The 18707-nt window shown below is 72.6% G+C and carries 21 protein-coding genes and 2 tRNA genes; 12 read left to right on the forward strand and 11 right to left on the reverse strand.

Going from position 1 to position 18707, the window contains the following annotated elements:
* The first annotated feature begins 132 nt into the window (after positions 1-132).
* Positions 133-930 (forward strand): VOC family protein, encoded by a 798-nt coding sequence (locus RWE79_RS32770; RefSeq protein WP_475943703.1) that lies wholly within the window; start codon positions 133-135, stop codon positions 928-930.
* Between the two features lie 43 nt (positions 931-973).
* Here the strand turns inward: RWE79_RS32770 and RWE79_RS32775 are convergent, their stop codons facing one another.
* The gene (locus RWE79_RS32775; protein ID WP_475943704.1) at positions 974-1882 is read right to left on the reverse strand and encodes a YceI family protein; all 909 of its coding nucleotides are present in this window, start codon (positions 1880-1882) and stop codon (positions 974-976) included.
* 261 nt (positions 1883-2143) lie between these two features.
* On the opposite strand from RWE79_RS32775, the gene RWE79_RS32780 reads away from it, so the two are divergent.
* Positions 2144-2647 (forward strand): GNAT family N-acetyltransferase, encoded by a 504-nt coding sequence (locus tag RWE79_RS32780; RefSeq protein WP_475943705.1) that lies wholly within the window; start codon positions 2144-2146, stop codon positions 2645-2647.
* A gap of 37 nt (positions 2648-2684) precedes the next feature.
* Positions 2685-3182, forward strand: a complete 498-nt coding sequence (locus RWE79_RS32785; protein WP_475943706.1) for a peroxiredoxin — start codon at positions 2685-2687, stop codon at positions 3180-3182.
* Here RWE79_RS32785 and RWE79_RS32790 read toward each other — a convergent pair.
* A complete protein-coding gene (locus RWE79_RS32790; RefSeq protein WP_475943707.1) occupies positions 3179-3886 on the reverse strand; it encodes a TetR family transcriptional regulator in 708 nt (235 codons plus the stop codon). The genes RWE79_RS32785 and RWE79_RS32790 overlap by 4 nt on opposite strands.
* Before the next feature lie 164 nt (positions 3887-4050).
* Here RWE79_RS32790 and RWE79_RS32795 point away from each other — a divergent pair, with 164 nt between their 5' ends.
* Both RWE79_RS32795 and RWE79_RS32800 read left to right on the forward strand, forming a co-directional pair.
* The gene (locus RWE79_RS32795; RefSeq protein WP_475943708.1) at positions 4051-4206 is read left to right on the forward strand and encodes a hypothetical protein; all 156 of its coding nucleotides are present in this window, start codon (positions 4051-4053) and stop codon (positions 4204-4206) included.
* Between the two features lie 20 nt (positions 4207-4226).
* Positions 4227-4529, forward strand: coding sequence for a DUF4190 domain-containing protein (locus tag RWE79_RS32800; protein ID WP_475943709.1), 303 nt, complete (start codon positions 4227-4229; stop codon positions 4527-4529).
* Positions 4530-4604: 75 nt separating this feature from the next.
* On the opposite strand, the gene RWE79_RS32805 is transcribed toward RWE79_RS32800, so the two are convergent.
* Complete coding sequence (locus RWE79_RS32805; protein ID WP_475943710.1) at positions 4605-6266, reverse strand: ABC-F family ATP-binding cassette domain-containing protein; 1662 nt, start codon at positions 6264-6266, stop codon at positions 4605-4607.
* Between the two features lie 405 nt (positions 6267-6671).
* Here RWE79_RS32805 and RWE79_RS32810 point away from each other — a divergent pair.
* A tRNA-Met gene (locus RWE79_RS32810) sits at positions 6672-6745 on the forward strand.
* 143 nt (positions 6746-6888) lie between these two features.
* Positions 6889-6962: transfer RNA gene (locus RWE79_RS32815), tRNA-Met, on the forward strand.
* Between the two features lie 66 nt (positions 6963-7028).
* Here the strand turns inward: RWE79_RS32815 and RWE79_RS32820 are convergent.
* Positions 7029-7298, reverse strand: coding sequence for a DUF6343 family protein (locus tag RWE79_RS32820; RefSeq protein WP_475943711.1), 270 nt, complete (start codon positions 7296-7298; stop codon positions 7029-7031).
* Positions 7299-7448: 150 nt separating this feature from the next.
* Complete coding sequence (locus RWE79_RS32825) at positions 7449-8021, reverse strand: GNAT family N-acetyltransferase (protein ID WP_475943712.1); 573 nt, start codon at positions 8019-8021, stop codon at positions 7449-7451.
* Positions 8022-8142: 121 nt separating this feature from the next.
* On the opposite strand from RWE79_RS32825, the gene RWE79_RS32830 reads away from it, so the two are divergent.
* Together RWE79_RS32830 and RWE79_RS32835 are read left to right on the forward strand one after the other, a co-directional pair.
* Positions 8143-8625, forward strand: a complete 483-nt coding sequence (locus RWE79_RS32830) for a VOC family protein (protein ID WP_475943713.1) — start codon at positions 8143-8145, stop codon at positions 8623-8625.
* A 166-nt stretch (positions 8626-8791) separates the two neighbouring features.
* Positions 8792-8965, forward strand: coding sequence for a CsbD family protein (locus RWE79_RS32835; RefSeq protein ID WP_475943714.1), 174 nt, complete (start codon positions 8792-8794; stop codon positions 8963-8965).
* A gap of 54 nt (positions 8966-9019) precedes the next feature.
* Here the strand turns inward: RWE79_RS32835 and RWE79_RS32840 are convergent, their stop codons facing one another.
* The 3 genes from RWE79_RS32840 to RWE79_RS32850 form a co-directional block, all read right to left on the reverse strand.
* Positions 9020-9238, reverse strand: a complete 219-nt coding sequence (locus RWE79_RS32840; protein WP_475943715.1) for a DUF5133 domain-containing protein — start codon at positions 9236-9238, stop codon at positions 9020-9022.
* 166 nt (positions 9239-9404) lie between these two features.
* On the reverse strand, positions 9405-10355 hold the full coding sequence (locus tag RWE79_RS32845; RefSeq protein WP_475943716.1) for an anti-sigma factor RsbA family regulatory protein: 951 nt from the start codon (positions 10353-10355) through the stop codon (positions 9405-9407).
* Positions 10349-10684, reverse strand: coding sequence for an STAS domain-containing protein (locus tag RWE79_RS32850; RefSeq protein WP_475943717.1), 336 nt, complete (start codon positions 10682-10684; stop codon positions 10349-10351). Before RWE79_RS32850 ends, RWE79_RS32845 begins: the two co-directional genes overlap by 7 nt.
* Before the next feature lie 115 nt (positions 10685-10799).
* On the opposite strand from RWE79_RS32850, the gene RWE79_RS32855 reads away from it, so the two are divergent.
* A complete protein-coding gene (locus tag RWE79_RS32855) occupies positions 10800-11537 on the forward strand; it encodes an HAD family hydrolase (RefSeq protein ID WP_475943718.1) in 738 nt (245 codons plus the stop codon).
* Positions 11534-13897: a glycoside hydrolase family 65 protein gene (locus tag RWE79_RS32860; protein ID WP_475943719.1), complete on the forward strand. Its 2364-nt coding sequence runs from the start codon at positions 11534-11536 to the stop codon at positions 13895-13897. The genes RWE79_RS32855 and RWE79_RS32860 overlap by 4 nt, the downstream gene beginning before the upstream one ends.
* A gap of 43 nt (positions 13898-13940) precedes the next feature.
* Here the strand turns inward: RWE79_RS32860 and RWE79_RS32865 are convergent, their stop codons facing one another.
* On the reverse strand, positions 13941-15017 hold the full coding sequence (locus tag RWE79_RS32865; protein ID WP_475943720.1) for an RNA ligase (ATP): 1077 nt from the start codon (positions 15015-15017) through the stop codon (positions 13941-13943).
* A 98-nt stretch (positions 15018-15115) separates the two neighbouring features.
* Between RWE79_RS32865 and RWE79_RS32870 the strand changes: the two genes are divergently transcribed.
* On the forward strand, positions 15116-15859 hold the full coding sequence (locus RWE79_RS32870) for a tyrosine-protein phosphatase (RefSeq protein WP_475943721.1): 744 nt from the start codon (positions 15116-15118) through the stop codon (positions 15857-15859).
* Positions 15860-15972: 113 nt separating this feature from the next.
* On the opposite strand, the gene RWE79_RS32875 is transcribed toward RWE79_RS32870, so the two are convergent.
* Together RWE79_RS32875 and RWE79_RS32880 are read right to left on the reverse strand one after the other, a co-directional pair.
* Complete coding sequence (locus RWE79_RS32875) at positions 15973-16689, reverse strand: hypothetical protein (RefSeq protein ID WP_475943722.1); 717 nt, start codon at positions 16687-16689, stop codon at positions 15973-15975.
* A gap of 44 nt (positions 16690-16733) precedes the next feature.
* Entirely contained in the window at positions 16734-18686 is a 1953-nt protein-coding gene (locus RWE79_RS32880) for an ABC transporter ATP-binding protein (RefSeq protein ID WP_475946240.1), read from the reverse strand.
* Positions 18687-18707 lie beyond the last annotated feature (21 nt).

Consider the following 18707-nt stretch of genomic DNA (forward strand, 5'->3'; position numbering starts at 1 on the left):
CCGCCCGAGCGGCGCGGGCGGCAGCCGCACGTGGACTGTCAGCGGACGCGGTTGTCAGTGCCCGGTGCAAGACTGAGGGCGATCAGGGAACACCACCCCGGTCACCTGTTCCACCCGTCCAAGGAGCGGACCATGCTCAGCACCCGTTACGTTCCCGGCGCCCCCAACTGGATCGACCTGGGTTCGCCCGACATCGACGCCTCCGTCGCCTTCTACGGAGGCCTGTTCGGCTGGACCTTCCAGCCGCTCGGCCCCGAGGCGGGCGGATACGGCTACCTCCAGCTCGACGGCAGGACCGTCGCGGCGGTCGGCCCGCAGATGGAGCAGGGCGCGAGCCCGGCCTGGACGGTGTACTACCAGACTCCTGACGCTGATCTCACCGCCAAGACCGTCGAACAGGCGGGCGGCACGGTCCGCTTCGGGCCCATGGACGTCTTCACCGCGGGCCGCATGGCCGGGTTCACCGACCCGTCCGGGGCGCGCTTCGCCGTCTGGCAGCCGGGCGAGACCAAGGGCCTCGACCTGGTCACCGACCCGGGCTCGCTGTGCTGGGTGGAGCTCCACACCACCGACGCGGCCGCCGCCCGCGGCTTCTACCAGGCCGTCCTGGCCTGGGACGCCCAGGACATACCGCTGCCCGGCGGCCTGACCTACGCCGTCGTCTCCACCACCGGCGGCGGGCAGGAAGCCGGCATAGGCGGCATCATGCAGCTCGGCGGGGAGTCGCTCGCTCCCGGTGTCGGCTCGCACTGGCTGCCCTACTTCGAGGTCACCGACGTCGACGCCGTCGTCGCCAAGGCGGGTGCGAGCGGCGGCACGGTCCAGATGCCCGCCGTCGACATGGAGGGCGTCGGCCGTATGGCGGCACTCGCCGACCCGTCCGGCGCGCTCTTCTCCGTCATCAAGAGCCAGCCGATGACGCAGTCCTGACAGGGAGCCCACCGTGTGCGCCGCGTGCGCCGCGCCGGAACGGCTACTCGGGCGGCGTCGGGGTGTCGTGGCTGTCGAACATGGCCTGGATGTCCAGCTCCAGCTGGATCGTCGGGCCGACCACCGCGATGCCCCGGGCCAGCGTCTTCCGCCAGTTCAGCGTGAAGTCCTCGCGGTGCAGTTCGGTCCTGGCCAGGGCGGCGCAGCGCAGCTCCTCGCCGTAACCGCCGGTGGTCAGGCCCAGATAGGTGGTGTCCAGGGCGACCGAGCGGCTGGTGCCGTGCATCGTCAGATGGCCCTGGAGGGTCCACTTGGAGCCGTTGCGGTGCACAAAGCGGTCGCTGGAGAAGGTGATGTAGGGGAAGCGCTCGACGTCCAGGAAGTCGTCGGAGCGCAGGTGGTTGTCACGGGTCTTGTTGCCCGTGGCGATGCTCGCGGCCTCGATGCGGACCTCGGCATGCGAGTCCTCCATCCGCTCCGCGATGTGGATGCTGCCCTGGAAGCGCTCGAAACGGCCGTGCACATGGGCCATGCCGACATGCTTGGCGATGAAGCGGATCGCGGTGTGCGGCGGATCGAAGAGCCAACTGCCGGGCGGCGGCAGCTCCGCCTGCGGGGACGGCGCCAACTGGACCTGGCCGATGGGGGACTGGAGCCCGGCGGCTATCTCCACCGTGCCGCGGTAGGGCTGGAGGCTGTCGGCGGTGATCGTCGCGGTGTAGTTGCCGGGCGGCAGTGTCGTGATGAAGGTGCCGTACGGGTCGCTGGTGCCCTTGACCTGGGTCCGGCCGTCCGCCATGTCGCTGACCGTGATCTCGGCACCGCCCATGGGGTGTCCGAGGGGGTCCAGCACCTGACAGCTCAGCAGACCCGCGCCGCCCGCGACCGGTGGAAGAAGGGCCGCCCCGCTGTCGGTTCTGGTACCTCTCCGCCGCAGCAGCGCGAAACCCATGAAAGCCAGCCCTCCACTTTTGTGCATTGTTCTCCGCAAAGGAGCGAAGATCCGAACGAACTCACCCTAGATGGTTGCGCTCTGCAATCGCCAATCGCCCCCGATGCGGCGCCGCCACGTCCCGGGCGCCAACTCCCCTGCCGGCGGCATCGACATGTATGCGACGGGCGCGCGCAAACACCGACACGTCCCATTACGATCACATAGCTATCCGTACCGCGGCCCTATGGCCGGAGCGGGGGTCAGGTCTACGCTCCGGCCGTGACCCTCATCGAGACCGACCGTCTGCGTCTGCGCCCGCTGACCACCGCCGACGTGGACGCGTTCGTCGCCCTGCACCAGGACGCCCGGGTGAACCGTTTCGTCGGCACCTACACCCGACGCCAGGCGCTGGAGCGGCTCACCGCGATCGAGCGGCAGTGGGCGACCCGCGGTCATGGGCTGTGCGCCGTGGAACACAAGGAGACCGGCGAGTTCATCGGCCGCTGCGGGCTGCAGTACTGGCGCCAGTTCGACGAGGTCGAGGCCGCCTGGACGCTGCGCGCCGAGGCCTGGGGCCAGGGCTATGCCACCGAGGCCGCCCGCGCCGCCGTCGACTGGGGCTTCGAACACCTCGGGCTCGGCGCGGTCACCGCCATGATCCGTACCGGCGACGACGCGTCCGAGCGGGTCGCCGGGCGGCTCGGCTTCACCCGCAGCCGTGCGGACTTCATGTTCGGCCACCGGGTGACGGTGTACGCGCTCACTCCGGACAGCCATGCTTGACCTCCGAGGCGATCAACGATCCGACCCGAGGACCCCCATGGCCAAGAGCCCCGACGTCGGCGCCCCCGCGCCCGACTTCACCCTGCCCGGACTGCTCGCCACCGCCGACGGCGACGCCCCGCGCGGCAGTTACACCCTCTCCGAACAGCGCGGCAACCCGCTCGTCCTGGTCTTCTACCCCGGTGACAACACCGCTGTCTGCACCAAGCAGCTGTGCTCGTACACCTCCGACCTCGACCGCTTCAAGGGCCTGGGCGCCACTGTCTGGGGCATCAGCCCCCAGGACCTGGACAGCCACGAGGGCTTCGCCCGCCGTTACGACCTGCGCTTCCCGCTGCTCGCCGACACCGGCCGCGAGGTGGCCAGGGCGTACGGCGTCGCCGTGCCCGGACTCGGGCTGCGCCGCTCGGTGTTCATCGTCGACGCGGCCGGCACCGTGCGCTGGAAGCACGTGGCGCTGGCCGGACTGACCTTCCAGAGCACCGACACCCTCACCGACGAGCTGGCGAAGGCCCTGGCCACCGGCCTGTCCTAGGCCGTTCCGGCAGTCCCGGCCGTTCCGGCCGTCCCCGGGCCTCCCGAGTCCCGGGGCGGCCCCCCGGGCTCTGTCCGGCCACCCGGCCAGTGCTGCCGGCCGAGGTGCATCAGGTACATCTGCCTGCGCGCGGTCCGCGCGATCCGCGCCTCGGCCTCGGCGTCACCCGCCGGTGCCTCCATGAAGGCGGTGGCCGTCATCAGCATGCGGTCGACATAGAGCTCCGAGAGCATCCGCAGATCCTCCGCGTTCCAGCCCCGCGACAGCGGCTGCGCGCCGAGCGCGGCGCCGACCTCGTCGGCGAACTGGCCCAGTTCGGCCGCGATGGCCTCCCGTACCGGCTGCACGCCGCCGTGCCGTTCCCGGGCGATGAAGCGGATATGGGCCCGGTGCCCGCGCACATGCCCGGCGATGAGACCGACGCTGCGGCTGATCACCTCGGCGGCGTCGTCCTGTTCGTCGAGGATCGCCCGGATCATCGCGTGCAGACTCCCCAACGACTCCTCGACCAGGGCGACTCCGAGATCGGCGATGTCCCGGAAGTGCCGGTAGAAACCGGCCGGTGCCACCCCCACGGCGCGGGTGACCTCGCGCAGACCCAGGCTGCTCAGGCTCTGGTTCTCCAGCAGGCGCAGACCCGCCTCCAGGAGGGCCTGACGGGTTTGCAGCTTTTGGGCCTGTCTGACCCCGAGGGTGTGACTCATGTCATCCAGTAAACAACTGTTCGCCGAGTCTGGCGAGTGCGGGCTTGAGTAGACTTCCAAGTCAGTGAACAAGTGTTCCGACAACTGTTCACCGAGTTCACGGAACCGCGTCGTCCGCGGCCCCGCCGTGGACCGTCCGCCCTCACCCGAGAAAGAGCGAACGCATGGTCCTCCTTGTCGTCCTGGTCGCCTTCGGGATCCTCCTCGGCGCCGCCTCGTACACCTCCCTCCCGGTCCTGATGGCCGGCATCGGAGTCGTCACCGCATGGCTGCTCGCCTTCTACGTCCGCGAGCGCGTCTCGCACACCCGTAACCGCTGACACCTCCGGGGGAACCACGCATGGACACCTACGCAACGCCCGAAGCCCGCGCCAAGGCGCAGGCCGCGGCCCGCACCGAGGACGCCACCGCCGGTGCCGACGGCATGGCCGTCGCGTCCTTCGTCCTCGGCCTGATCGGCCTGCTGGCCTTCAACATCGTCCTCGGCCCGTTCGCCCTCGTCCTCGGCGGCATCTCCCTCGTGCGCGGCACCCGCCGCCCGCTCCGGGCCATCCTGGGACTGTTCCTGGGCGCGGCCGACCTGATCGTGCTGGTCGTCCTGGTCACCATGCACCGGGGCGTGATCTGGCCCTTCGGTCTCTGAGAGCCGCCGGACCGTGCGGGCCGTGCGGGCTGTGCGGGCTGTGCGGGCCGGCGGGCCCGCACAGCCCGCACGGGCTCACAGCGGCTCGCCCTCGGTCAGCCCGCCGTCCAGCCGCAGCCACCGGGTGACCCCGACGGCCCGCAGGAACGGCAGATCGTGGCCCGCCACCATCAGCGCCCCGCGGTACGCGGCCAGCGCGGCGGTGAGCTGCCGGACACCGTCCAGGTCCAGGTTGTTCGTCGGCTCGTCCAGCAGCAGGAGCTGCGGCGGACGGTCGGCGAGCATCAGGGCGGCCAGCGTGGCGCGGAAGCGCTCCCCGCCCGAGAGGGTGCCGGCCGGCTGGTCGGCGCGGGCGCCTTTGAAGAGGAACCGGGCAAGCCGGGCCCGGATCTCGTTGTCGGTCGCCGTGGGGGCGAACGCCGCGACGTTGCGGGCGACGCTCAGTTCGTCGTCCAGCACGTCCAGGCGCTGCGGCAGATAGCGCAGCGGCACATGTGCCAGCGCCTCGCCCGCCACCGGCGCGATCTCACCGGCGATCGTCCGCAGCAGCGTCGACTTGCCCGCGCCGTTGCGCCCGGTCAGCGCGATCCGCTCCGGCCCGCGCACCTCCAGCCCCGGGACGGTCGCGCCGTACCGCAGCCGCAGCCCGCTCAGGGTCAGCACGGCGCGGCCGGCCGGTACCGCGGTGTGCGGCAGGTCGATCCGGATCCCGGCGTCGTCACGCACCGCGCCGACGGCCTCGTCCAGCCGCTCCCGCGCCTCCGCCAGCCGCTCGGTGTGCACGGCGCGGTGCTTGCCCGCCGAGACCTGCGCCTGGCGGCCGCGCTGCCTGGCCACGATCCGGGGCACCACCTTGTTGTCGTAGCTCTTCTGCCCGTAACGGGCCCGCCGCCCCAGCATGACCTGCGCCTCGGCCAGTTCGCGCTTCTGGCGCCGCACGTCGGCCTCGGCGGCCCGGACCGTGCGCTCCGCGGCCTCCTGCTCCACGGCGAGCTGCTCCTCGTACGCGGCGAGATTGCCGCCGTACCAGCGGACCTCGCCGTCGCGCAGATCGGCGATCCGGTCGACGAGCCCGAGCAACTCGCGGTCGTGGGAGACGACGACCAGCACGCCGTTCCAGGCGGCGACGGCGTCATGGAGCCGGCGCCGGCCGTCCAGGTCCAGGTTGTTGGTCGGTTCGTCCAGGAGCAGCACGTCCGGGCGCCGCAGCAGCAGCGCCGCCAGCCGCACCAGCACCGACTCGCCGCCCGACAGCTCGCCGACGGTGCGGTCCGGGGTGATGTGCGGCAGGCCGAGCTGGTCCAGGGTGGCCCGGGCCCGCTCCTCGACGTCCCAGTCGTCACCGACGGCCGCGAAGAGCGCGTCGGCCGCCGGACCGGCTTCGCCTGCCCCGCCCGCCTCGATGGCGAGCAGGGCCCGGCGGGCCGCCGCGATGCCCAGTGCCTCGTCGACCCGCAGGCCGGTGTCCAGGGCGGCGTTCTGCGGCAGATGGCCGACCTCGCCGTGGACGCGGACCGTGCCGCTGGTCGGGGTCAGCTCACCGGCCAGGAGCCTGAGCAGCGTGGACTTGCCCGAGCCGTTGAGGCCGATCAGCCCGGTACGGCCGGGGTCGAACGCCAGCTGGAGGCCGTCGAGGACCGTGGTGCCGTCCGGCCAGGCGAAACCCAGCCGGGAGCAGGTCACGGAGCCGGGGGATGGTGAGTGTGCTGTGTGCGCTGAGTGAGTCGAGTGCCCCATGCGGGCCTCCAGGTTGCTCGTGGTGACGATGGCAACGCGTGGAGACACCGGGGAACGACGGCCGGGCGGGCGCGGAGGCGTGAAGGCGGCTCTGCGAGGTCGGCGACGTGTCCGCTCCCACGACCGCGCGAACGCACGGGCGGGGCCGGTGTCCCATCACCTCAGACGAGCAACTGCCTTCTCCGATCAACGACATCAGGGCCGTTTCGAAAGTTACAAGGCGCTCCGGACGGCCGCAACGCGTTTTCCGGCAGCCCACGCCCACACCCACGCCCACACCCACGCCCACACCCACGCCCACACCCACGCCCACACCCACGCCCACACCCACGCCCCGGCGTGGCCGGGGCGTCCGGGAGGCGATTTGGTCCTGGGGCCGGCACCCCGTAGTGTCAGGTTCAACGACGCGGGGTGGAGCAGCTCGGTAGCTCGCTGGGCTCATAACCCAGAGGTCGCAGGTTCAAATCCTGTCCCCGCTACTGTGAGGAAGGCCCGGAAGCATCAGCTTCCGGGCCTTCCGCCTTTTCGTCACCCGCCCCTGGCCGCTACGGCGGTGGCGGCGGGGGAGTCAGGGAAGTGATTTGGTCCTGGGGTCGGCACCCCGTAAGGTTGGGTTCAACGACGCGGGGTGGAGCAGCTCGGTAGCTCGCTGGGCTCATAACCCAGAGGTCGCAGGTTCAAATCCTGTCCCCGCTACTGTGAGGAAGGCCCGGAGGCAACAGCCTCCGGGCCTTCCGCCTTTCCGTGCTCCGCTCCGCCCGCTCACCGCCGGTCGGCCCGGTGGTACGGGGGCACATCCGGGCCGGGCTGCCAGTGCGGTCCCTGCCGGAGACGGTGGACGATCACCGCCAGATCCACGGCGGCCACCACCGCGACCACCCCGAACACGATTGCCCACCCGGAGCGCCCGGCCACCGCGAACAGCGCGGTCCCGGCCAACGCCCAGGCCAGTCCCCACGCCGTGAAGGCGCGCCGCATCCGCAGTGCGCTGCGGGCCTGCGTGGGCTCGCTCCCGGTACGGCCGAGGGGCATGACAAACCATCTCCCACCCGGTTCCTACCCGCGTCCGCAACGCCTGACGCGGCCGACGCCCACCGCCTCGGGTGCCTGCGGCGGACATGCCGGACGCCGGCCCCGGGGGGAGAGGGCCGGCGTCCGGAGTTCATGCGCCCGCACGGCCGTTCAGCCGCGTACTTCGGGTGCCCCGTCGCGCGCGGCCCAAACCGTGGCCCCCAGACGGTAGAGCACGCTGCGGCGCAGCGGCCCGTCGGGCACATCGGGGTCGTCGAAGTCGTCGGCCGGATCGCGGGTCATGCCGATCCGCTCCATCACCGCCCGGGAACGCCGATTGGTCGCGGTGGTCACCGCCAGGATCTCGGGCAGGCCCAGCGCCCCGAAACCGAGGCCCAGCACGGCCAGGGCGGCTTCGGTGGCGTAACCGTGCCCCCAGGCGGCGCGGGCCAGCCGCCAGCCGATCTCCACCCCGGTGAACGGCATGGTCTCGTCCACCGGATCCAGGCCGGTGAAGCCGATGAACTCACCGGTGGCCGTCACCTCGACCGCCCACCATCCGTAACCCCGTTCCGCCAGCTCGGCCCGGAAACGCTCCATGGAGGCGGCGCTCTGCCCGGGGGTGAGCACTCCGGGGAAGTACTTCCTGACCTCGAGGTCGGCGTTGAGGGCCGCCCAGGGGCCGAGATCGCAGTCGCGCCACTGGCGCAGCAGGAGACGGTCGGTACGCAGTTGTGGCGGCATGGCGCCCATCCAACGCGGTCACGGCTGCCGGGTCGACCGGATTTCGGCCGGTGGCACCGATGAGTTTCCGGTGCGCGGCTCGTCGGTAGGGGTACGCACAGCTCACCCGCAGGAGGTACGCATGACCACCGACGGCTTCACCACGTGCCTGTGGTTCGACGGCCAGGCCGAAGAAGCGGCGAACCACTACGTCTCCATCTTCAAGAACTCCCGGATCGGCAGGACCGGCCGCTACACCGAGGCCGGGCCGGGCCGGGCGGGCTCGGTGATGGCCGTGGAGTTCGAGGCCAACGGGCAGCGGTTCGTCGCCCTCAACGGCGGCCCGCAGTTCACCTTCAACGAGGCCGTGTCGTTCCAGGTCCACTGTGACGACCAGGACGAGGTGGACCACTACTGGAGCCGGCTCACCGAGGGCGGCGAGGAGGGCCCCTGCGGCTGGCTCAAGGACAGGTTCGGGGTGTCCTGGCAGGTCTTCCCGGCCGTGCTCCTCGACATGATCGGCGACCCGGATCCGGAGAAGGCGAGGCGGACCACCGAGGCGATGCTCGCGACGACCGGCCGGTTCGACCTGGCCGCGCTCCGCAGGGCCTACGAGGGCCAGTGACGCCCCGCGTGCGTCTGCTGAGCCTGTGACCGTCCGGGCGCTGCGGGCGCTCGCAGCGCCAGGACGGTCTCACAGGTCCGGGAATCGCGAACGGGCTGCGGAGCTTCTTCCCGTCTTTCACCGGACAGCCAGGTTTTCTACGGGACGGGCGGGGCACGCGATCGTTATGAGCACACACAAGAAGGCCAAGAACACCGCCGAGACGATCAAGGGCAAGGCGAAGGAGGCCGCGGGAAAGGTCACCGGTAACGAGAGTCTGCGCGCCGAGGGCGAGGCCGACCAGACCAAGGGCGACGCGAAGCAGGCCATGCAGAAGATCAAGGACGCCACGAAGCACTGAGGCCCTACGACCCCGACGCACCAGTGGCTTCACGGCTCGAACACACCCGAAGCGCTACCTCCGGGCGCTGCCCGTCCGGTCCCGCAGCAGGCGGCGGGCGCGCGACATCGCGGCATGCGGATCGCGTAGGCCCGTGTAGACGCAGACGGTGTACTGCACATCCTCCAGGCGGCGCCGGATGACCGTGGAAACGGCCCGAGGCGCCGCCGCCGTGCTGAGGCGGTCGAACTCCGACACGAGCTCACGCAGAGCACGGAAATCGATGAGCGGCATGCTGCGTCCCTTCCTCGGGGACCCGGAACATTTCACACCCGGTTCACGAACCCTCCCACCGGATCGTGAGCGCCGCCACCGGGAACTACGCCGGACCGCGGAGGCGACGACCGCCGGCCGTCCCGTCCGTCCGTGACATGCCGCCCGGCCTCACAGCACCAGGGCCTCACAGCCCCAGGTAGAAGCGGATCGTCGTACCGTCCTCGCCCGTGTGGAGACGGACCAGGTCGGCCAGGTAGTTGACCATGATCAGGCCGCGACCGTTGGGCCTGTCGCGGGACGGCGGCCGGCGGCCCGCCAGCGGGTCCACCAGCTGTCCGGTGTCACTGACCTCGCAGACGACGCTGCCGCCCTCGGCCCAGACCCGTACGATCCCCGAACCGCCGCCGTGCACCACGCTGTTACTGATCAGCTCGCCCACGGCGAGGGTGAAGTCGCCGAGCCGGCCCTCGCCCAGACCCAGGCGGCGGGCGTGCGCGACGGCGATGTGGCGGGCGTCGGACAGGGTTTCGCCGTCGAAGGCCTCGGCGGCGGCGTCCGCGGGACGGGGCAGCGGCTGGTTGAAGTCGGCCACCACCCGGTCGGGCGCGTACGAACCGCTGGGCCGCGCCGGACCGGTGTCCATCACGACGGGGTGCGTGGCGTAGGCGTCGTCGAGCACGGCGGCCTCCAGCCGTCCGGCGTCGTAGGGGCACAGGATCGTGACGTCGCGCCCGGCGAACGCCAGGTTGATCAGTGCCTCGTGCTGGACGCAGGCCGGGTACTCCACCGCGCTGCGCCCGGGCCAGATGGGCTCGCCGATGATCCGTACCCGGGACGCCGAAGCGTGCGAGTCGGCGAAGGCGCGCAGGACGCCGGGGATGATCCGGCCGGGATTACGGCCGGCCTGCTCCATGTCGAGCAGTTTCACACCGGCGGCACGGTCGCCCAGTTCCTCCCGCAGCAACGCGAGATTGCCGGCCGGGACCGCCACCGCGACCGGCTCGCCGGCCGCCAGGCCCGCCAGTACGAAAGGCACCGTGCCGGCCAGGTACTCCCGGGGGCCGCGGTAGAACAGCGCCGGATGCGCGAACCCCTCGTCGGCAGCCGCCTCGTCGGCGACGCTGCCGCTCAGCACGGCGTCATCTCGATCGTCGGCAGACCCGGCCAGAACGTCGCCAGGGTCAACCGCAGCGCGGCGGGCGGGCGGTGCAGCACGATCCGGCGGCCCGGCTCCAGTCGCGCGGCCGCGGCGGCGACCACGCCGGCGCCGGCGACATCCACATAGGTCACCGCCGACAACTCCAGGTGCACATCTTCGCTCCGCTCACTCAGGCCGACCAGCTCGTCCAGCACGCGTTCCCAGACCGCGTGCGTGGTCAGGCACACCTCGCCCGCTGCCCGGATCCCGATCCGGTCCGGCAGCGGAAGGAGCTCAAGCAGCGCCCTGTCCTGCCGCGACGTCACCGTCCACACCTCCGGACGCCCTGCGACGCCTCGCGTTCTTCTGCCGTTTCCCCGTTGCCGACCGACCCCAGGGTAACCCGGTGTGCCGGCCCTGGGCCCGGGTACCCACTGGAACATGACCGCCAGCCTCCGACTTCCGGCCGCCGTACGCGCCTGCCTCTTCGACCTGGACGGTGTGCTGACCCGCACCGCGGTCGTGCACGCCGCCGCCTGGAAGGACACGTTCGACCCCCTGCTCGCCGCGCGCGGTGACCGGCCCTTCGACACGGACGCCGACTACGGCACCTACGTCGACGGCCTGCCACGCGACGACGGCGTCCGCTCCTTCCTCACCTCGCGCGGCATCACCCTCCCCGACGGCGCCCCGGACGACCCGCCGGACCGCGACACCGTCCACGGGCTCGCCAACCGCAAGAACGACCTGCTGCTGCGCAAGCTCCGCCTCAGCGGCGTCCAGGCCTACGAGGGCTCGGTGCGGTTCGCCGAGGCGGCCCGCGACGCCGGACTGCGACGGGCGGTGGTGTCCTCCAGCGCCAACTGCCAGGAGGCGCTGGCCGCCGCCGGCATCGAGGACCTCTTCGAGGTGCGGATCGACGGCCTGGTCGCGGCCCGCGAGAAGCTCGCCGGCAAACCCAGCCCCGACACCTTCCTCGCCGCCGCCCGCCGGCTCGGCGTCGAACCCGGCCAGGCGGCGGTCTTCGAGGACGCCCTCGCCGGTATGCGGGCCGGCCGGGCCGGCGGCTTCGGCTGGGTCGTCGGAGTCGACCGGGCCGGGCACGCCGACGCCCTGCGCGCCAACGGCGCCGACGTCGTCGTGGACGACCTCGCCGACCTGGTGGAGGCCACCGCGTGATCACCCACCCGTCCTACGCGGTCGAGCCCTGGCAGCTGCGCGAGACCGACCTCAACCTCGATGTGCTGGCCCAGAGCGAATCGGTGTTCGCCCTGTCCAACGGGCACATCGGCTGGCGCGGCAACCTCGACGAGGGCGAGCCGCACGGACTGCCCGGCAGCTACCTCGGAGGCGTCCACGAGCTGCGCCCGCTGCCCTACGCGGAGGCCGGCTACGGCTACCCCGAGTCCGGCCAGTCCGTCATCAACGTCACCAACGGCAAACTGCTGCGGCTCCTCGTCGACGACGAGCCCTTCGACCTGCGCTACGGCCGCCTCCACTCGCACGAACGGATCCTGGACTTCCGTACCGGCCTGCTGCACCGCACCGTCGACTGGACCTCACCGGCGGGGCGGCGCATACGGGTGCGCTCCACCCGGCTGGTCTCCCTCACCCAGCGTTCCGTCGCCGCCGTCCGCTACGAGGTCGAACCCGTCGCCGACGACACCGGCCGGGCCGTCCAGATCGTCCTGCAGTCCGAACTCGTCGCCAACGAGCAGCTCCCCGGGCCCGACGACGACCCACGGGCGGCCGCCGCCCTCCAGTCGGCGCTGATCGGCGAGGAGCACCACGCCGACGGCGCCCGGCTGCGGCTGATCCACCGCACGACCCACAGCGGTCTGCGGATCGCCGCCGCCGCCGACCATGTCACCGACGGCCCGGACGGCACCCGTACAGCCTCCGAGTCCGGTCCTGACACCGCCCGCTTCACGGTGGTCACCCGGCTGCGGCCCGGCCAACGGCTGCGGGTGGACAAGACCGTCTCCTACGGCTGGTCGGGCACCCGCTCGCTGCCCGCCCTGCGCGACCAGGCGGAGGCCGCGCTCGCCGCCGCCGGCACCACCGGCTGGAGCGGTCTGGCCGCCGAACAGAGCGACTACCTCGACGACTTCTGGGAGCGCGCCGACGTCGAACTCGACGGCGACCCCGAGATGCAGCAGGCCGTGCGCTTCGCGCTCTTCCACGTCCTGCAGGCCGGCGCCCGCGCCGAGGAACGCGCCATCCCCTCCAAGGGCCTCACCGGATCCGGATACGACGGCCACAGCTTCTGGGACACCGAGGCCTTCGTGCTGCCGGTGCTGACCTACACCGCGCCCCGGGCCGCCGCCCAGGCCCTGCGCTGGCGCCACAGCACCCTGCCCGCCGCGCGGGACCGGGCCGCCCAGCTCGGTCTGCACGGCGCCGCGTTCCCCTGGCGCACCATCGCCGGCCAGGAATGCTCCGGCTACTGGCCGGCCGGCACCGCCGCCTTCCATCTCAACGCCGCCGTCGCCGACGCCGTCGTCCGCTACATCGCGTGCACCGGCGACGAGGCCTTCGAACGCGAGGCCGGTATCGAACTCCTCGTCCACACCGCCCGCCTGTGGTGCTCCCTGGGCCACCACGGCTCCGACGGCGCCTTCCACATCGACGGCGTCACCGGCCCCGACGAGTACAGCGCCATCGCCGACGACAACACCTACACCAACCTCATGGCCCAGGCGAACCTGCGGGCCGCCGCCGACGCCGCCTCCCGCCACCCGCGCGCGGCCGCCGCCCTCGGCGTGGACGACGCCGAACCGGTCCGCTGGCGCGAGGCCGCCGACACCATGGCCGTTCCCTACAACCACGCCCTCGGCGTCCACGAACAGTCCGCCGGCTTCACCGACCACGCGGTCTGGGACTTCGCCGCCACCGCCCCCGACCGCTACCCGCTGATGCTGCACTACCCCTACTACGACCTCTACCGCCGCCAGGTCGTCAAACAGGCCGACCTCGTCCTGGCCATGTTCCTGCGCGGCGACGCCTTCACCGACGAGGAGAAGGCCCGTAACTTCGCCTACTACGAGCCGATCACCGTCCGCGACTCCTCGCTCTCCGCGGCCGGCCAGTCCGTCATCGCCGCCGAGACCGGCCATCTGCGGCTCGCCTACGACTACCTCGCCGAAGCCGCCACCATCGACCTGCACGACCTCCAGCACAACACCCGGGACGGCCTCCACATCGCCTCCCTGGCCGGCAGCTGGACCGCCCTGGTCGCCGGCTTCGGCGGGCTGCGCCGCACCGGCACCGCCTTCTCGTTCAGCCCACGCCTCCCGCCGCACCTCACCCGACTGGCCTTCCGCGTCCTCATCCGGGGCCGCCGCCTCGCGGTCGAGATCACCGACGGCTCCGCCACCTACACCCTCCTCGACGGCGACCCCTTCGACATCGCCCACCACGGCGAGACCCTCAAGCTCGCCACCGGCTCCCCCCAGAGCCGCCCGCTGCTGCCGCCACCCCGCCACCCCGAGGTCAGCCAGCCGCCGGGGCGTCGCCCCACGCCCCGGCCGCTGCTGTAACCGCCCGCCCCGGGGTCCGCGACTCAACCGCTCGTCCACTCCTCTACTCGTACTCCGTGCCGCCCCTGCGGGTCAGGTACGCCCCGCCGACGGCCTTGACGATCGCGCGGCCGCCCAGCACCGGACTGTGACGGTCCGTCAGGGGGCGTACCACGACGCCCTCGCGGATGTGCAGATCACGCCCCGAGACGGTCTCGCGCCCCTCGGCGAGCTCCAGGACCCGCGCGGTGTCGAAGGGCCCGGTCCACAGGGTGGGCACCAGCGGCAGCGCGTCCGCCAGCAGCTCGCGCAGCTCGGCCGGGTCGAGCCAGCGCAGCCGGCCGGCGGTCTCGGCCACCACGTCGAAGACGGCGTAGGCCGGGCCGCCGCGCCGGCTGTCCGCGCCGTACCCCAGGTCCTGGACGCCCGCGCCGTAGACCTCCCCGTAGACGCCGACCCGGGTCGCGCCGAGCCTGACGGCCAGGGCGGCGGCCGCCTCCGGCACCCGGTGGGCCCGCACGGCCCGCCAGTACAGATTCCGGTCGTCCTCCCGCAGCGCCAGCCGCTGCGCGCCCAGCCCCTTGGAGGTCACCCGCACCACACCGCCCCGCGCGGTGTACGTCAGGCAGCAGGCGGTGCCGTGCAGCTTCTCCGTCACGGCGACCGGCTCGCCCGGGGCGAAGACCTCGGGATACCGCCGGATGTTCTCGATGTCGATCCACGGCAGCAGATCGGGCGCCGGCTCCACCTCGCCGCTCATCGACACCGGCACCTCGGGCACCCACTTGGTGATGCCCAGCCGCTCCGCGAAGTCCTCGCCCTCGGCGGCCGCCCGCTCCAGATCCGTACCCTCCAGCGCGTGCGGCCGGCACACCAGCCCCTGCGAGAGCTCACCGCGCAGCCGGATCGCCCTGACCCGGTTGGCGTCCGGTCCGGCCAGCCGCCCGGTCAGCCCCAGCTCACCGATCAGCCCCCCGGGGAGCACCGCCTGCTCGGGTATGTAGACGGCGAACTCACCGGTCCGGTACGCCCCCTTGGCGACGACCGCCCGATACAGGCCCACCTGGGCCAGTTCCAGGGCGTCGGCGTTCGGGTGCTCGTGGACGGTCAGTTTCTCGGCGGTGACGCGCAGTGTCGACATGATGCGACCTCCCCCTGCTTCCGGTGACAGCTGGTCACCACTGTGAGCGATTCCCGTATCGCCCGGCCACCGGATTTCGCAGCACGTACAGTGCCCGGATGACCAGGCACATCGCCTTCCGGCGTCTCCACAACTTCCGTGACGTGGGCGGATATCCGGCCGCCGGGGGCCGGACGCTGCGCTGGGGCCGGCTCTACCGCTCCGACGCGCTGTCGGTACTGGCCGACCCCGCCGCCGCCGAGGACCTGCGGCGCTTCCGCGAACTGGGCATACGCACCGTCATCGACCTGCGCTATCCCTGGGAGATCAGCGCCCGGGGCAGGGTGCCGGCCGGCGACGGGCTCGGCTACCACAACCTCAGCGTCGAGCACCGGCCGGTCCGCCAGGCCGAGTTGCCCCACGACACCGAACCGGTCCGCTTCTTCGCCGAACTGCACGCCGAGGCCGCGCACGACGGCACCGAGGAACTGCGCCGGATCCTCGAACTCGCCGCCGACCAGGCCAACACCCCCCTGGTCTTCCACTGCGCGGCCGGCAAGGACCGCACCGGACTGGTCGCCGCCGTCCTCCTCGCCCTGCTCGGCGTCGGCGAGGAGGACATCGTCGCCGACTACGCGCTCTCCGGACTCGCCACCGAACGCCTCCTCGCCGACCGCAGGGCCCGCAAGCCCGGCGAACGCGGCCTCTGGCCCGGCTACGGCCTCGCCCCGGCCGACTCCATGCGCCTCTTCCTCGACCGCCTCACCGCCGACCACGGCTCCGTGCGCGGCTACGCCCGCGACCGGCTCGGCGCCGACGACGCCCTCGTCGCCCGGCTCCGCTCCCACCTGCTCGAAGGCTGACCCGCCGGGCCGGCCCCCGGGCCGGCCCCCGGGCCGGCCCCCGGGCCGGCCCCCGAGCCGGCCCCCGAGCCGGCCCCCGAGCCGGTCCCCGGGCGGGTCCGCCGGCGCGGGCGTCACAGCCGGGTGCCGTGCACGGTCAGCCACTCACCGGCGGTCGGCCGGTATCCGTACGCCGCGTTCAGCCGCCGTACGACGGCCGGCATGTGCGCGGCACCGTAGACCACGGCCACGTCCAGCGGCTCGGCGGCCCGCTCCTCGTGCAGCCGCGACAGGGCCGCGACCAGCAGATCGTCGCGGTCGTCCAGGAGCATCGCCGTCAGGTGACCACCGCCACCGCCGCCGAGCACCGTGGTGTCCTCGACATCGAGGCCGAGCGACCCCCGCAGAAACCGCCGCCCGCCCAGCACCGGCACCACGAACATCCGCAGCGGCAGCAGGAGCAGGAACCCCAGGAACAGCAGCCGGCCGCCCCACGACCGCTCGACGCGCGCCACCGCGTCCTGCGGCGGCGCGTCGTCCAGGTCCGGCCACAGCACCGGCACCCCGAACGCGGCGTAGTCGAGGTGCTGGTGGACCAGCCCGGTATCGCCGGCCCGGCGCAGCACGCGGTAGAGGCCCAGCCGCAGCCGGGCGAAACGCCGCCGCGACGGGCCGTACCCCTCGGCCACGATCATGTCGCAGCCGCCGACCCGGGCCGCCACCTCGTCGTAGAACCCCTGCGAGCCGATATGCACCATGCAGAACAGCTGGAAGCGCAGCGGAGTGCCGCGCCGCGTCAGCACCCACACCGCGGAGCGCACACTGAGCCCGGTCGCCTCGACGAACTGCACACGTATGCCGACGACCCCCGGCGCGCCGCCGGTTCCCGGGCGCGTCAGGTCACGTAACGGTCGGCCTGCATCCGGAACAGCTCCTGGTAGCGGCCCTGGGCCCGGGCCAGCAGTTCATGGTGGCTGCCGGACTCCACGAGCCGGCCCTCGTGCAGTACGTGGATGATGTCGGCCTCGCGGACGCTGCTGAGCCGGTGCGTGATCAGGATGACCGTCTGACCCCGCGCCGCCAGGCCGCGGATCCGGTCGAAGGCCTCCAGTTCGGCGCGCGGATCGAGGGCGCTGGTCGGCTCGTCGCAGATCAGCAGCGGCGCGTCGCGGTAACGCGCCCGCGCGATGCCGAAGCGCTGCCACTGCCCTCCGGACAGCTCCACGCCGCCGTGGAACTCCCGGGCCAGCAGCGTGCGCAGGCCGGACGGCAGCGAGTCGATGACGGCGTCGGCCCCGGCGTAGGCGGCGGCCTGCCTCAGACGGTCGCCGGTCAGCGGAGCTTCGGGCCGGCCGATGGCGATGTTGGTCCCGGCGGTGAAGGGCCAGCGCTCGAAGTCCTGGGCGACCAGGGCGATCCGGCCGAAGAGCTGGTCCCGGTCGGCGACGGCGGCGTCCACCCCGTCCCACAGCACCCGCCCGGAACCGGGGGAGTACAGCCCCGCCAGCAGCTTCGCCAGCGTCGACTTCCCGCTGCCGTTCTCGCCCACCAGGGCGACCACGGCGCCGGCCGGAATGCTCAGGCTCACCTTGTCCAGGGCGGGCGCGTCACGACCGGGATAGGTGAAACTGACGTCCTCGAACCGTATCTGCGCCGGCCTGGACGCCACCGGCACGCCGCCCGCCGGAATGGCGTACCGCCGGGCCTCGACGATCAGTTTCTCCAGGTCGGCCACGAACAGGGCCTCCTCGTACAGCCGGTTGACCTGCGTCACCAGCGCCGCCAGGCTCGCCGACCCGGTCCGTATCGCCAGCACCGCCGTCCCCGCCACCGCCAGCTGCATCCTCCCGGTGAGCAGCAGCCCCGCCAGCGCCCCGTACGTCGCCAGCGTCGCCGCGCCGGTCAGCGCGGCCGCCGTCAGCTCGGTGGCCGCCTTGCCGCCCGCCAGCCGGGTCTGCTCGGCCTCCGAGGCCTCCGACATCGTCCGGAAGTGCCCGAGCAGATACGACCCGACGCCGTGCACCCGCACCTCCTGGGCCGCAGTGGAGTCGATGAGCAGCTGGCCCAGCAGCCGCGCGGCCCGTACGTGCTCGATCCAGGTCTGCATCGAGGCGTACCGCCCCCGCGACACCCGCAACGCGCCCCAGCTGCGCGGCAGCGCGATCAGCACCAGCATCGGCAGCAGCACCGGATGCAGCACGGTCAGCACCCCGGCCGCCGCCGCGAAGGCGAAGATCCCGTTGACCACGGCGACACACGCCCCGATCATGTGCCGTGAGGCGGTCGCCCCGTACTGCGCCGAGTCCAGCAGCCGGTGGAACTCCGCGTCCTCGATCGCGGCCAGCTCCACCCGCGCCGCCCGCTCCAGATAGCGTTCGGTGGCCGCCCGCTCGACCTTCGGCTCCAGCCGCCCCGTGCCCGCCGTCGAGCCCGACGCCAGCAGCGCGTTCAGTACCGCGATGATCCCGGCGGCCACCAGCGCCGGAGCCGCCGCCCGCAGCCGTTCCTGCGTGCCGCCGCCGGCGAACAGCGCCTGCAGCACCTGGTTGGTGACGACCAGTCCCGCCGCCTGCACCACGCCCTGCCCGATCTCGCACCCGCCCACCACCAGCAGGGCCCGCCGGTCGGCCTCCCACGCCAGCCGTACCGTCCCGGCCACCAGCCCCGGCAGCCGCCGCACCATGCCCAGCAACGACAGCTCCAGAAAGGCCCGTTCGTGCTGCGACCATCCTGTGTCGTACCGCAGCCGCCCCCCGAACAGCACCTCCTCGCTCTCCGACACCGGCTCGGCCACCCGCTTGCCCCGGCGCCGGAACAGACGTCCCGCGAGCCCTCCCGCCGATCCCATTGCTCCCATCGGGCCAGGGTG

This window comes from Streptomyces sp. RLA131 (genome assembly GCF_056270125.1).

What these genes read in the sequence shown, in the direction of transcription:
- RWE79_RS32770 (WP_475943703.1), top strand. Translation starts at nt 133, where the DNA reads ATGCTCAGCACCCGTTACGTTCCCGGCGCCCCCAACTGGATCGACCTG.
- RWE79_RS32775 (WP_475943704.1), bottom strand. Translation starts at nt 1,882, where the DNA reads ATGGGTTTCGCGCTGCTGCGGCGGAGAGGTACCAGAACCGACAGCGGG.
- RWE79_RS32785 (WP_475943706.1), top strand. Translation starts at nt 2,685, where the DNA reads ATGGCCAAGAGCCCCGACGTCGGCGCCCCCGCGCCCGACTTCACCCTG.
- RWE79_RS32790 (WP_475943707.1), bottom strand. Translation starts at nt 3,886, where the DNA reads ATGAGTCACACCCTCGGGGTCAGACAGGCCCAAAAGCTGCAAACCCGT.
- RWE79_RS32795 (WP_475943708.1), top strand. Translation starts at nt 4,051, where the DNA reads ATGGTCCTCCTTGTCGTCCTGGTCGCCTTCGGGATCCTCCTCGGCGCC.
- RWE79_RS32800 (WP_475943709.1), top strand. Translation starts at nt 4,227, where the DNA reads ATGGACACCTACGCAACGCCCGAAGCCCGCGCCAAGGCGCAGGCCGCG.
- RWE79_RS32805 (WP_475943710.1), bottom strand. Translation starts at nt 6,266, where the DNA reads ATGGGGCACTCGACTCACTCAGCGCACACAGCACACTCACCATCCCCC.
- RWE79_RS32820 (WP_475943711.1), bottom strand. Translation starts at nt 7,298, where the DNA reads ATGCCCCTCGGCCGTACCGGGAGCGAGCCCACGCAGGCCCGCAGCGCA.
- RWE79_RS32825 (WP_475943712.1), bottom strand. Translation starts at nt 8,021, where the DNA reads ATGCCGCCACAACTGCGTACCGACCGTCTCCTGCTGCGCCAGTGGCGC.
- RWE79_RS32830 (WP_475943713.1), top strand. Translation starts at nt 8,143, where the DNA reads ATGACCACCGACGGCTTCACCACGTGCCTGTGGTTCGACGGCCAGGCC.
- RWE79_RS32835 (WP_475943714.1), top strand. Translation starts at nt 8,792, where the DNA reads ATGAGCACACACAAGAAGGCCAAGAACACCGCCGAGACGATCAAGGGC.
- RWE79_RS32840 (WP_475943715.1), bottom strand. Translation starts at nt 9,238, where the DNA reads ATGCCGCTCATCGATTTCCGTGCTCTGCGTGAGCTCGTGTCGGAGTTC.
- RWE79_RS32855 (WP_475943718.1), top strand. Translation starts at nt 10,800, where the DNA reads ATGACCGCCAGCCTCCGACTTCCGGCCGCCGTACGCGCCTGCCTCTTC.
- RWE79_RS32865 (WP_475943720.1), bottom strand. Translation starts at nt 15,017, where the DNA reads ATGTCGACACTGCGCGTCACCGCCGAGAAACTGACCGTCCACGAGCAC.
- RWE79_RS32870 (WP_475943721.1), top strand. Translation starts at nt 15,116, where the DNA reads ATGACCAGGCACATCGCCTTCCGGCGTCTCCACAACTTCCGTGACGTG.
- RWE79_RS32880 (WP_475946240.1), bottom strand. Translation starts at nt 18,686, where the DNA reads ATGGGATCGGCGGGAGGGCTCGCGGGACGTCTGTTCCGGCGCCGGGGC.